Source organism: Pseudomonas sp. Irchel 3F3, from assembly GCF_900187545.1.
Classification (GTDB): domain Bacteria; phylum Pseudomonadota; class Gammaproteobacteria; order Pseudomonadales; family Pseudomonadaceae; genus Aquipseudomonas; species Aquipseudomonas fortuita.
Genome location: NZ_FYDS01000010.1, coordinates 125,029 through 136,814 on the forward strand (window position 1 = coordinate 125,029; position 11,786 = coordinate 136,814).

General features: G+C 59.7%; 12 protein-coding genes and 2 pseudogenes. 4 read left to right on the forward strand and 10 right to left on the reverse strand.

Annotated elements, in window-relative coordinates; genetic code table 11:
• Positions 1–118 precede the first annotated feature (118 nt).
• The 4 genes from CKW35_RS21920 to CKW35_RS21935 all read right to left on the reverse strand — a co-directional run bounded on the left by CKW35_RS21920 (position 119) and on the right by CKW35_RS21935 (position 2,867).
• Positions 119–1,342, reverse strand: a complete 1,224-nt coding sequence (locus tag CKW35_RS21920) for an amidohydrolase family protein (RefSeq protein ID WP_095116865.1) — start codon at positions 1,340–1,342, stop codon at positions 119–121.
• A gap of 47 nt (positions 1,343–1,389) precedes the next feature.
• Entirely contained in the window at positions 1,390–1,647 is a 258-nt protein-coding gene (locus CKW35_RS21925; protein ID WP_031311697.1) for a DUF2790 domain-containing protein, read from the reverse strand.
• 63 nt (positions 1,648–1,710) lie between these two features.
• On the reverse strand, positions 1,711–2,181 hold the full coding sequence (gene cynS, locus CKW35_RS21930; protein WP_023047166.1) for a cyanase: 471 nt from the start codon (positions 2,179–2,181) through the stop codon (positions 1,711–1,713).
• Between the two features lie 26 nt (positions 2,182–2,207).
• A complete protein-coding gene (locus CKW35_RS21935; RefSeq protein ID WP_031311695.1) occupies positions 2,208–2,867 on the reverse strand; it encodes a carbonic anhydrase in 660 nt (219 codons plus the stop codon).
• A 112-nt stretch (positions 2,868–2,979) separates the two neighbouring features.
• On the opposite strand from CKW35_RS21935, the gene cynR reads away from it, so the two are divergent.
• Positions 2,980–3,891: a transcriptional regulator CynR gene (cynR, locus tag CKW35_RS21940; protein WP_023047164.1), complete on the forward strand. Its 912-nt coding sequence runs from the start codon at positions 2,980–2,982 to the stop codon at positions 3,889–3,891.
• 47 nt (positions 3,892–3,938) lie between these two features.
• Positions 3,939–4,071 (forward strand): annotated as a pseudogene (locus CKW35_RS28660) (LysE family translocator); the annotation flags it as partial.
• A gap of 37 nt (positions 4,072–4,108) precedes the next feature.
• On the opposite strand, the gene CKW35_RS21950 reads toward CKW35_RS28660, so the two are convergent.
• Positions 4,109–4,417, reverse strand: coding sequence for a chorismate mutase (locus tag CKW35_RS21950; RefSeq protein ID WP_023047163.1), 309 nt, complete (start codon positions 4,415–4,417; stop codon positions 4,109–4,111).
• A 160-nt stretch (positions 4,418–4,577) separates the two neighbouring features.
• Here CKW35_RS21950 and CKW35_RS21955 point away from each other — a divergent pair, with 160 nt between their 5' ends.
• A complete protein-coding gene (locus tag CKW35_RS21955; RefSeq protein WP_095116867.1) occupies positions 4,578–5,198 on the forward strand; it encodes a tyrosine-type recombinase/integrase in 621 nt (206 codons plus the stop codon).
• A 200-nt stretch (positions 5,199–5,398) separates the two neighbouring features.
• On the opposite strand, the gene dmeF is transcribed toward CKW35_RS21955, so the two are convergent.
• The 5 genes and pseudogenes from dmeF to CKW35_RS28670 form a co-directional block, all read right to left on the reverse strand.
• On the reverse strand, positions 5,399–6,328 hold the full coding sequence (gene dmeF / locus CKW35_RS21960) for a CDF family Co(II)/Ni(II) efflux transporter DmeF (RefSeq protein ID WP_095116869.1): 930 nt from the start codon (positions 6,326–6,328) through the stop codon (positions 5,399–5,401).
• An 8-nt stretch (positions 6,329–6,336) separates the two neighbouring features.
• On the reverse strand, positions 6,337–6,612 hold the full coding sequence (locus CKW35_RS21965; RefSeq protein ID WP_031311694.1) for a metal/formaldehyde-sensitive transcriptional repressor: 276 nt from the start codon (positions 6,610–6,612) through the stop codon (positions 6,337–6,339).
• Between the two features lie 413 nt (positions 6,613–7,025).
• Positions 7,026–9,461, reverse strand: a complete 2,436-nt coding sequence (locus CKW35_RS21970) for a TonB-dependent receptor (RefSeq protein WP_031311693.1) — start codon at positions 9,459–9,461, stop codon at positions 7,026–7,028.
• A 102-nt stretch (positions 9,462–9,563) separates the two neighbouring features.
• On the reverse strand, positions 9,564–10,451 hold the full coding sequence (locus tag CKW35_RS28665) for a FecR domain-containing protein (protein WP_060518352.1): 888 nt from the start codon (positions 10,449–10,451) through the stop codon (positions 9,564–9,566).
• A 44-nt stretch (positions 10,452–10,495) separates the two neighbouring features.
• Positions 10,496–10,900, reverse strand: a pseudogene (locus CKW35_RS28670) (sigma-70 family RNA polymerase sigma factor); the annotation flags it as partial.
• A gap of 331 nt (positions 10,901–11,231) precedes the next feature.
• On the opposite strand from CKW35_RS28670, the gene CKW35_RS21985 reads away from it, so the two are divergent.
• On the forward strand, positions 11,232–11,774 hold the full coding sequence (locus CKW35_RS21985) for an AAA family ATPase (protein WP_095116872.1): 543 nt from the start codon (positions 11,232–11,234) through the stop codon (positions 11,772–11,774).
• Positions 11,775–11,786 lie beyond the last annotated feature (12 nt).

An 11,786-nucleotide genomic window follows, 5' to 3' on the forward strand; every position in this document is an offset into this window, starting at 1 on the left:
CTGCAACAGCTCTCCATGGCCGTGCGTACTCGCCAGTATCGGAGATGGATAGAAAAGGCTTCGCGTAATGGCCTGGGAGACGCAGGGTGAGCCTGCGATAGGAATCTCCCCGATGGCCTCAAAATGCGACTGACCGACGATGCTCAGCCGTTGCCACCACCCTGCCGCGCTTGAGCACCATAAGCCGTGTCGGCAGGTCGAGAATGACATCGGCCACAGCACGGCAATCCATCATCACCAGGTCGGCATCATTGCCCACCGCCAAACCGTAGTGTTTCAAGCCCAAGGCTTTGGCAGGGTTTGTCGTGAGCATCGACAACACGGTGGCTTGATCATCCGCGCCGCCCAAGTGGCACGCGGGAATGGCCATTTGTGCAATGTGCAGCAGGTCGCCTGTGCCATACGGGGTGAAGGCGTTCCGGATGTTGTTGGTGGCCAGGCAAACCGTCACACCGCCGTCGCGCAGCGCACGTACAGGTGTCAGGGTGCGTCTGACATTGTGACTGTCACCCCGGGCTCCCAGGTGCAGGTCGGTGGCAGGCAGGCACATCACGCTGATGCCGGCCTCGCGTAGCAACGCAATGACCTGCGCCTGTCGCGCAGGCGAGACGGCGGCCAGGCTGGTCAGATGCCCCACGCAGACCCGCCCCTGGTAGCCTTCGGCAATGGTTCGACGTGCCACGTATTCAATGGTCATGTGCTCGGCGTCATCGGCGAAATCCTGGTGCAAGTCGATGTCTTTGCCATAGCGCTTGGCCAAATCAAAGACGAAATCAATGTGCTCCAGCGGTGACTCGTCGTTGTAGGGAATGCCGCCCACCACATCGGCCCCCATCTCCATTGCCTGGGTCATCATGGCCTGCATGCCAGGCAGCTTGAGAATGCCTTCTTGCGGAAAGGCTACGACCTGGATGTCGATCACCTCGCGGAACTGCTCGCGCAACTCCAGCACCACTTCGAGCCCCGTGAAGCCCTGGGCGGGGTCGAATTCGGCGTGGGCACGCACGTGCGTGGTACCGGCCTGCACCAGTGCGCGCAGTACCTGGATCGAACGTTCGCGGATATCTTCACGGGTCAGTGTGGGCTTCAGTTCGGCAGTGACGGCTATCGCTTCCTTCAAGGTGCCGGAGCGATTGGCTTTGCGCTGCATGACGTAAGCTTTTTCAAGGTGCAGGTGGCCTTCGACAAACCCGGCAACCAGCACTTTGCCGTGGCCTTGCACTTCGTGCTCTGCCGTGGTGTCGATGTGTTGCGCGATCTCGGCGATTTTGCCTGCTCGCACAGCCACATCTACCAGTGGCTGGGCATCGTCAATGCGTACACTTCGAAATATCAGGTCCATCAACTTCAGTCCTCATAGTGAGTGCTGTTGCGCTACGAAGGCCGGGCTCAATTATTCGAGCAACCATTGCCCATCACGCGGTACTCAAGCACATGCTCTTTGCCTTGGGAGTCTTCGTACGTCATGCGAGCAGGCACTACCTGGCAAACATCCGGCACTTCGCTCATGGAAATGACGCGAGCGATATCGAGGTGCTGGCCATAGCTGTACTGTTCAACCGGCAGCGGGTCGACCTGTTGCTCAACGCCGGCAGCCATGGCTACGTTGCACAGCCCGCTAAGTATCAATGCGAACAACGCTTTCAATTTGATCACCTTCAGGTTGTGGTTCGGCCGCAAAATTGCGGCCGAACCCATGTGTCAGCCAAATCAGAACGGTTTGGTGGGCAGGTATTTGCCATCCAGGGTGATTACCGCGCGTGAGCCACCCTCGGGGTCTTCGACTTTCTTGATGTCCAGCTTGAAATTGATGGCACTGATGATGCCGTCGCCGAACTTTTCATGAACAAGCGCCTTCAAGGTGGTGCCGTACACTTGCAACATCTCGTAAAAGCGGTAGATGGTGGGGTCGGTCGGGATACCGTTTTGAATGCTGCCGCGCAGTGGCACTGTCTGCAGCAGTGCGATGGCGTCCGCGTCGAGGCCGAGCTTGTCGCCCACCACCTGGGCAGCGCTCGCTGGCAGCGGGTGCTGGCCCAACAGTGCAGCGGTGACGAACGCTTCGGACAAGCCGGTGCCCTCGGTGATCTGGGAGAACGACAGGTCTTTGCGGGCTTTGGCCAGAAGGATGACTTCGCTCAGGGCAAGGCGGGCGTTCTGGTTGATTTGCGATTGGATCATGGTGTTTCTCCTTGGTTGAAAGATGTTCAGGCAACACGCTTGGGTTGATGGGAAACGGCGTGTACTTCGGGGTTGTGGGCGAGGGATACGAAGGTGCCGGTACTGCCATCGAAGGCCTCGATCAGCCCGCTTTCGATGTCGTAGATCCAGCCATGCAATGTCACGCGGCCTTCTTCCAGGGCCAGGCGCACCGAGGGGTGGGTCTGGATGTTGGCAAGCTGGGCGATCACGTTTTCGCGCACCATGGCTTCGACTTTGGCCTGCGGGCCGAAATGGTTGCGGGCTTCGTTTACCACGCGGGCCGAGTCGGCGTAGCGCAGCCAACCGGCCACTGCGGGCATGTGGTCCAGGCATTTGCAGGTGGCGATGGCCGTCATGGCACCGCAGTCGGAGTGGCCGCAGATGACGATGTCAGAAACCTGCAAGGCCGCCACGGCGTATTCGACCGAGGCCGATACACCTCCAGGCTCGGGGCCGTAGGACGGCACGATGTTGCCTGCATTGCGGATGACGAACAGGTCTCCGGGTTCGCGCTGGGTGACCAGCTCGGGCACCAGGCGGCTGTCGGAGCATGAGATGAACAGTGCACGTGGGCTTTGCTGGCTGGCCAAATCCTTGAACAGTTTGACGCGCTCGGGGTAGGCCTCTTTCTGGAACTTCAGAAACCCGTCGATGATGTCTTTCATGGTTGACTCCTTGAATGACGCGATGTGTTGAAGCAAAGGTTACGCAGCCCCTTCAATAAGGTAAAAGTCTGATTTATGATCTATTCCATCAGATAATCTTATAGGTGCGTTCATGCTTGCCCGGCACATCCAGTACTTCATCGCAGTGGCAAATCACCGCAGTTTCACGCGCGCCGCAGCGGCCTTGCATGTGTCTCAGCCGGCCTTGTCGCAGCAGGTCCGGCAGCTGGAAGAGAGTCTTGGAACACTGTTGTTCGATCGCTCTGGCCGGACCACGCGCTTGACGGATGCCGGCGAGGTTTACCTGCGTTATGCCAAGCGAGCTGCGCAGGAACTGCAGGAAGCAAAACGAGCGATTGATGACCTCGGCGATCTGAGTCGCGGGTCACTTCGGGTGGGGGTAACACCAACATTCACCAGCTACCTCGTTGGCCCGCTGGTTGAAGCGTTCTATGGGCGGTACCCGAACATCACGCTGGTGGTGCGTGAGATCGCTCAAGAGGCGATGGAAGAACTGTTGTTGGCCGACGAGGTTGATGTGGGCATTGCGTTCGACAATGGCCATCATCTGGACCTGGAGGCCCAAGCGCTACTGGTCGAAACCCTCGCGCTGGTGGTCGGCAAGCATCATCCTCTAGCCACGACGGGCAGTATTGGCCTGGAGGCGTTGAACTCAGAATCGTTGATACTCTTGAGCGCCGAATTCGCCACGCGTGAGCAGATCGACAGCTACTGCCGCCAACACAACATCCGCCCTCACGTACAAGTGGAAGCCAATACCATCAGTGCGCTTATCGAAGTGGTCAGCAGGACCACGCTCTCGACCTTGTTGCCGGCCACCATCGCCCAGGCTCACGAGCAGCTGGTCGCTATCGAGCTAGACCCGCAGCGCCTGCAACGCACTGCTGTTCTGATGCAACGAAAAGGGGTTTACCAAACGGCTGCAGCCAGGGCCTTTGTCGAATTGGCGATGAAAGTGGCCAAGCAACTTGAGTCGCCAGGCCGCTCCGTTCAGCGGATGTAAAAGGGTGCCGTTGGCCGCTATCGACCCTTGAAAATGCTGAAAAATAATCCGGCATGGCGTCAGGCGCGGGCATTCTGTTCCACGTCGCAGCCGCTTCGTTAGGGTTGCGCCTTGTTATGCAAACCGCGGTGGCCGCTTTCTCGGTGATCAAGCTCTGCCGGCTATCTGCTCTGGCTCGGGGAAAGCGGCGGAGCTTCGAATGAGCCCCGCGTTGTCATCAAGAAACTGAAGGATCGTTGGCCAGCTTCGCATGGGTGGCCAGTTCTTCAGTGATGAAGGCCGAAATCATTGCCCGGTAGACCTGCTCTACGACCTCAGCCGAGGCACCATTCTCGGCAGCCATTTCACGAACCTTTCTTATCACTTGCTCGACCCGAGCAGGCGCACGCACATCATCGGTGGTTTTCTTGAAGGCAGCCGCTTGGGTCACAAGCCGGCCCCGTTTGGCGAGAAGCGAAACAAGGTTGCGGTCGATTTCATCGATCCCTTGGCGGACTTCGTCCAGAGAGGTGCAACGTACGTCCATTTGCCTGACTTCCTTTTCATGAGCCTACGTTTGGTTAGGGCAGGCAGTTGCTGGTGGTTTGGGGCTGTATTGTAGCCTCTGGTGAATGTCCGCAACGGGCCGGTTAGCGCCTCTGGATTGGGTTGACCATCCTTGTCCTACCTCACATGGAGGACAAGCCATGAACGCCATTACGACCAGCAACCATCAGCCTTGGAACAAAGCAAAATTGGTCGGGCAGAAAGCTCCGCTCCGACTGAAAGATATCTGGGCCATTCGGGTAAGGCTCCAAATCGCGGAGGAAACTCGTGATTTAGCCCTTTTCGATCTGGCCATCGATAGCAAGCTACGAGCCTGCGATCTGACCAAGCTTCGCGTACGCGACGTTGCTCATGGGGAGCACGTGTCATCGCGGGCTATAGTGATGCAGCAGAAAACCCAACGTCCCGTACAGTTTGAAATTACAGAGCAAACGCGGCTGGCCCTACAGGCCTGGATACATCAAGCCCAACTCCACAGCGAGGATTGTCTTTTCCCAAGCCGGCTACACGCCTCAGCGCATCTCTCCAACCGGCAGTACGCCCGAATCGTCAAAGCGTGGATAAAGTCTATTGGGCTAGATCCTGCTAGGTACGGCACCCACACGATGAGACGTACAAAGGCATCGCTGATCTATTGCAGGACAAAGAACCTGAGAGCAGTTCAGCTCCTGCTCGGCCATACAAAGCTTGAAAGCACGGTGCGATACCTGGGCATTGAAGTCGATGACGCATTGGAGATGGCAGAGCAGACGGAGGTCTGACAGCGTCCAGCGACGGTCGAGGAATGACCGTCGCGATTCGACCCATATCTGCCGCTCACGGACGGTCACGTCCGGCCCGGGAAGTATCTATCCGTGAGCTTTCTTAACCACTTCAAGCTTACATGCGCCCTTTGCACGGCAGCCATTTTTCAGGCCGCGATTGTCAGTAATCTTAGTTGCGCGAGAGTAAATCAGGCGATTTACCGGCTGCCATCTGATAGTCGAAACTCTACTGTGAGGTGACTGACTTCGTGAACAGGTTTGAGCCGCTCACGAATGCTGTCGGCGTTCGCAGTGGCGTCGCCAAGGACGCTGACGATGGCAGCATGGGCTTGTGGCCCAACCCGCCAGACGTGCAGGTCCGTAATGGAGGCATCTCCCGGCTTCTCAACCAGTTCGCGAATTTCCTCGGCAACGTGCATATCTGTCTGGTCCAGCAGTACCCCAGCTGTAATCCCCATCAAGCTCCAGGCCCAACGTGCGATGACAATGGCGCCTACGATGCCCATGGCCGGGTCCAGCCACACCCAGCCGAGATATCGCCCGGCGAGCAGTGCAATTATGGCCAGCACCGAAGTGAGTGCGTCAGCGATGACATGGACGTAGGCCGACTTCAGGTTGTTGTCATGGCCGTGATGGGCATGGCCGTGATCATCATGATCGTGCCCATGACTGTGCCCGTGACCCAGCAACAGCGCACTGACGAGGTTGACGACCAGGCCGACAACTGCGATGAGCGTAGCAGTACCGAACTGAACATCTGTTGGCTGCAAGAGGCGCATGACAGACTCAACTCCGATGCCCAGGGCGACCAGGCCGAGAATCAGTGCCGAAGCGAACCCGCCCAGGTCACCAACCTTGCCGGTGCCGAAACTGTAGCGCTGGCTGGATGCATGACGTCTTGCGTATCCGTAAGCGACTGCGGCGATGCCCAGCGCCCCGGCGTGGGTTGCCATGTGAAAGCCGTCGGCGAGCAACGCCATCGAGCCTGTGAGATAGCCGGCGGTGATCTCGCCAATCATCATCACAACAGTCAGGGCCACAACCCAAAGCGTACGCTTGGCATTTTCGTCGTGGGCCGAGCCAAGGAACATGTGGTCGTGTGTGTGGTTGATGTTGATGCTGTTCATGGACGTGTTCACTTGGAGTAGCGTCGGATGGCTTCCAGTAGCTCTTCGACACCCTTGCTACGCTCTTCTTCGCTGAGTGCTGGGTTAGCGACATGCTCCCGTGCATGGTCCTCGATGATTTCCTCCATCAAGCCATTGATGGCTCCGCGAGTAGCGGCAACAAGGTGAAGTGTTTTGGCGCAATCGTGGTCTGATTCCAATGCCCGTTCAACGGCTTGGATTTGCCCGGCGATGCGTTTTACGCGCTTGAGAAGATCGTCTTTGTTTGCTGCGATATGACCCATGGGATACCCCCTATACCTATCTACGCCTATGATAGGCATACCCCCTATACCTATGCAAGGTCGTTGCCCGAAACCCCAGGCAGGTAAAGTCATCTAAGAGCTAGAGGGAACGGGTATCTGTTTGTACCGACAGCTGTTCTCCGCAAAGGGCAGCTTCGGGTCGATAGCAGTCTGCGATCGGCTGACTTCAACCCTGAGCGGGCACCATCTGCATCGGGGCCGCTTCGCGCCCCATCGCCGACAAGCCCGGCTCCCACTGGTACAGTGCTGGCCTGAAAGCTGGTGACACCCCTGCGAAAGCCAGAGGCCAGCACAGTACTTCCAGGTCACCGACGCCGTCAGGTTGCTCGGGGCGCTGTAACTGGCAGGCGTGAACCAGGCATGCCAGTCGTGCATCTATTGTCGCGTCTATTTCAGAAGCTGTACCGGGCAGTGACAGTGAAGTTACGCAGATCACCATAGACGTCGTACGGGCTCCAGGTGTTGTTGCTGGCGATTCCCTGGTAGTACTTCTTGTCAAACACGTTGTTCACGTTCAACCGCGTGTCGAGCTTCTCGCTAACCTTGTAGCCCACCATCAACCCGTATACCGCGTAAGCACCTTGGTCGATGTGATAATTGCCGAACGCATTGGAACCTTTGTTGAAGATGCTGCTCTGGGCATAGACGTTGCCGCCGACACGCCATTTGTGCAACTCGCCCGGCAAGGTGTAGGTGGTGCTGAGCTTGAACAGGTGTTCGGGCAGGTCGGTGTCGAACTTCGTGCCCTCTTTGGTTTTGTCGGCGTCCTTGCGGTATTGGGTCTGCGAGTAGGTGTAGCCAGCGCCCACCTGCCAGTTCGGGGTCAATGCCCCCATCAACTCCAGGTCGATACCCTGGGTACGCACCTTGCCGGAGGCTTCGTAGCAGGTAAAGTTGGTGCAACCGGCCTGGTCGGTAGTTTCCGCCGCGCGATTTTCCTGATCGATCTGGAAGACAGCCACGCTGGCATTGAGCGCGCCGTCGAAGTACTCACCCTTGATACCTATTTCGTAGTTCTTGCCTTCGATCGGGCGGATGATCGAGGCATCTCGGGCCAGTTCCGACTGGGGCATGAAGATATCGGTGTAGCTTGCGTAGACCGAGTGATGGTCATCGAGGTCGTAGATCACGCCGGCGTAACGGGTAACGTTACGGGTTACCTTGTAGTCGGCATTGGTGTAGTAGCCATCATTGATCTCGCTGTACACCGACTGGTTGTCATACCAGTCCAAACGCGCGCCAACGATCAGCTTGAGCGGGTCGGCCAGGTTGATCCGGGTGGTGGCATAAACCCCTTCCTGCTCGACGTGCTCGCTGAGGGTGTAGATGTCGGCCACAGAAGGCTTGCTCACACCACTTGGGTTGACGCTGAACAGATCGTCGACCGGCAGGAACACGGTACCGCCGTGGGCGCTGGTCTTGACTTCACGCTTGCTGGCACCGACCACCAGCTCATGCTGGCGCTCGAGCAACTTGAACGGGCCACTGGCGTACACATCGTAGGTGGACTGGTCATAGTCACGCCGCTGGTTGAACACCCGCTGGCGGAGAACTTCTGCAGCCGGCGTGCCGGTGCGCTCGAACACCGCCCCTTGCATGGCAAAGTCCGACCAGCTCTTGGAAGCGGCCAGGTGCAGGCGCCAGTCGTTGCCAAAGCTGTGGTCGAGCTCGGCGAAAGCCGTGGTGTTGTCGATGTCCTGATAGCTCCAGTCGTAACCAACGTTAGTGGAGCGGGAGTAACCGACGTGGCTGCCATCACGGTTGACCGGCAGGCCACCCCAGTTGATGTTGTTATTGTCGTTCTGGTTGGAGGCACCCAGGCTCAGGGTGGTGCTGTCGGTCAGGTCGAACTCGGTGATGCCATAGAACAGGCCACGCTCGCGACCCGCGTAGTCCTGGTAGCTGTCCTTGTCGTGGTAGGCGCCCACGAAACGCCCGCGCACGCTGGCGCTGTCACTGAGCGGGCCACTGAGGTCCAGCTCGCCGCGGTAGTTGTCCCAACTGCCGGCGGAACCTGTGACGCTGCCCTGGAACTGCTGGGTGGGCCGTTTGCGCACCATGTTGATCGCCGCCGACGGGTTGCCTGCACCCTGCATCATGCCCGTGGCACCGCGCACGATTTCGACCCGGTCATACGGGGCCATATCGGCTGCGGCGACCCAGTCGGCGTTGTAGGTTGTCGGCAAGCCGTCGAACATCAGGTTGGTGACGGGAAAGCCACGCGAGAAATACTCGCTGTTGGCTGGGCGTGCTGCCGACATCCGCAGGCCGGGGGTGGCCTGCACCACGTCATCGAGGCTGCGCATGGCCTGGTCGTCCATCCGTTGCCGGGTGATGACCGTTACCGACTGCGGCGTTTCGCGTATGGACAAAGGCAGCTTGGTGGCGCTCTGCATGGCGCTGGAGGTGTATGAACCAGTGCCTTCGGTGGTACTGCCAAGAGCCTGCCCGGTGATGCTGGTGGCCCCCAGCACCACCGCGCCATCGCCACCGTCAACCAGCAAATAGATGCCGTTGGCCTGGCGCACTGCCTGCAGGTTGCTACCAGCAAGCAGCGTGGCAAAACCGCCCGCGACGCTGTAGCTGCCCCTGAGCCCAGCGGAGCGGCGGCCCTCGGTACTGGCACCGTCGAACGACAGTGTAACGCCCGCGGCGCTGGCGAATTGACCCAAGGTTTCGGTCAGCGAACCCGGTGCAATATCGTAGCTGCGGGTTTGCTCCTGGGCCACCGATGCGGCAACGGCATTGCCCCCTGCCATGTACATTGCGCCCAAAGCCAGGTGTACGGCCAATGCCAATGCTGGATGCGACTGTCGCGTGTTGCTCATGTTTCCCTCCCCAGGAACATTCGATTGAACATGTGGGAGGAAAAGCCGAACGAGCTGCCAGCAAAGTGCAAGGTGGCGAACATTTTTTTCCGCGTGCGGCGGTCAGCTGCCTGGCAACACGGTCACCCAGTAACGCGTGCGCCGATGCACCTTGAGCGGGAATGCACTTTCCAGCGCGGTCAGCGCCAGGTCGGTGTCGGCGATCGGGAACGCGCCGGAGATCTTCATGCGCGCTACGCCAGGGTCGCAGCTCAACAAGCCGGGCCGGTAGCGCGACAAATCCGCCAACAGCTCAACCAGCGGGGTGTCGATGGCCACGACGCTGCCTTGCGCCCAGGCAGCGACGCTGGCGTCATTGGCACGCAGCGGGCCAATGCCTTGGGCGTTGAACGTTGCGCGCTGGCCGGCTACCAGGCGCATTTCGTAAAACCTGCCGACAGAAACCTCGACAGCTTTCTCCAGCACGGCCACTTCGCTGCGGTGGTCGTCGACACTGACCTGAAACTGCGTGCCTAGGGCGAACACACGGCCATCGCGGGTGTCGACCATGAACGGCCGGGCAGCGTGATCGCGTGCAGTGGTGATCAGCACCTGGCCGCGCCGCAACAGCAAACGCCGTTGCTGGCCATCGAAAAACGCGTCCACCGCCGTGTCGGTGTCCATCAGCATCCGACTGCCATCGGCGAGTTGCACCGTGCGCTGATCACCGACACCCGTACGATAGTCGGCGGCCCAGACCTGCCGGGTTTCGCTGCGCCAGCCGACACCACCGAGCACACCACCACCCAACAGCACGGCCAGCCCATACAATACCTGGCGGCGGGCCTGCCCTGCGCCGAGCAAGGTCGAAGCGGCGAGGCGCCCAGGCAAGCCGGCAAAGCGGTCGCTGACCGCCAGCATCCTCTGCCACGCCTCACGGTGCAGCGGGTCGCTGTCGTACCAGCCCTGCCAGCGCGCTTGCTCCTCTGTGCTGGCCGACTGGGTGGACAACTGCGCATACCAGCGTGCCGCCTCGCGAACGGCCTGGCGCGGGGCAGGCCCTCGAGTTGCGCCAGCACGAACACCTCGCGCACCTTGGCGCCGAGGCCGGCGAGCATGCGGTCGAGCTCGATCAGGGTTTCGAACATCATCACCTGGGCTTCGGAGCTGGGCACGTGGGTCTCAGGCGAAGCGGCCAGTGCTTCGAGGTAAGCCTGCTCCAACGAGCGACGGCGATACAGGTCGATCATCAAGCCTTTGGCCACCTTCGACAGGTAGTGCCGGGGGGCGCGGATCTCATCGGCGGTACGCGCCTTGAGTACCTTGAGGAACGTATCCTGCACCAGGTCCGCAGCATCGCAGTGGTTGCCCATACGCTTGCGCAACCAGCCGAGCAGCCAAGGGCTGTGTTCGACGTAGAGCGTGCCGACGGAGGCAGAAACAGACGAGTCGGCCGAGATGGAGGCTATCTCAAATAGGAATTGCTCTTATTATTGTTTGTGAGCGTGAGGACTGGCAATACCTGTGGCTGCGGGTTTACCCGCAAAGCAGGCGGTGCGGTGGATGGCACCGGCTGTGCAGGTGTTCGCGGCTGAACCCGCTCCCACAAAGTGGGCTGCCCCCAAGAAAGAGCAGACGGGGCTCTGAAGCGTATGTCGACCGGCGCTTCCTTGCAGATGAGGGCGCGTCATTCAACCTGTCAGCTGACCAGGGCGGTGCAGTTGACCGCATCGCCCATTGCCGTAGAATCGCGCGCCCCAATTTCAACAAGCATGGCGAGAGGGAGCTTCAATGCAACGGGTGATGATCATTGGTCAGCCGGGTTCTGGGAAAAGTACCCTGGCGCGCAAGCTGGGCGAGCGCACGGGCTTGCCGGTCGTGCATATCGACACGATTCATTGGCAGCCAGGCTGGGTGGAGCGGAGCCGGGACGAGAAGACGCGTCTATGCCACGAGGTCGAGGCTCGTGAGCGCTGGATCTTCGAAGGCGGCCATTCGGCCACATGGAGCAACCGCCTGGCCCGCGCTGACATGGTGATATGGATCGATCGCTCGGCGCCGCTTCGATTCTGGCGCGTGCTCCTCAGAACGATGCTGAACCGCGGTCGGTCCCGGCCAGACTTGCCGGATGACTGCCCGGAACTGCTGGCCACCCTGCCGGAGTTTTTCAGGTTCATGTGGCGGACGAAAACCTCGTCTCGCAAGGCAATGAAGCGATTCGTGGCGACGGTGCCGTCGGGGTGTCGCGTGGTCTGCCTGCGGTCCAATCGGGAGGCCGAGATTTTTCTCGCAAGCATGGGCACGCAGCCTGATGGGGTTGTGCAAGGTCATTAGATGGCGGCGGGC

Bases quoted from the DNA above. Each gene is read 5' to 3' on its own strand.
- CKW35_RS21920 (WP_095116865.1), bottom strand. From the start codon at position 1,342: ATGGACCTGATATTTCGAAGTGTACGCATTGACGATGCCCAGCCACTG.
- cynS (WP_023047166.1), bottom strand. From the start codon at position 2,181: ATGATCCAATCGCAAATCAACCAGAACGCCCGCCTTGCCCTGAGCGAA.
- CKW35_RS21935 (WP_031311695.1), bottom strand. From the start codon at position 2,867: ATGAAAGACATCATCGACGGGTTTCTGAAGTTCCAGAAAGAGGCCTAC.
- cynR (WP_023047164.1), top strand. From the start codon at position 2,980: ATGCTTGCCCGGCACATCCAGTACTTCATCGCAGTGGCAAATCACCGC.
- CKW35_RS21950 (WP_023047163.1), bottom strand. From the start codon at position 4,417: ATGGACGTACGTTGCACCTCTCTGGACGAAGTCCGCCAAGGGATCGAT.
- CKW35_RS21955 (WP_095116867.1), top strand. From the start codon at position 4,578: ATGAACGCCATTACGACCAGCAACCATCAGCCTTGGAACAAAGCAAAA.
- dmeF (WP_095116869.1), bottom strand. From the start codon at position 6,328: ATGAACAGCATCAACATCAACCACACACACGACCACATGTTCCTTGGC.
- CKW35_RS21965 (WP_031311694.1), bottom strand. From the start codon at position 6,612: ATGGGTCATATCGCAGCAAACAAAGACGATCTTCTCAAGCGCGTAAAA.
- CKW35_RS21970 (WP_031311693.1), bottom strand. From the start codon at position 9,461: ATGAGCAACACGCGACAGTCGCATCCAGCATTGGCATTGGCCGTACAC.
- CKW35_RS21985 (WP_095116872.1), top strand. From the start codon at position 11,232: ATGCAACGGGTGATGATCATTGGTCAGCCGGGTTCTGGGAAAAGTACC.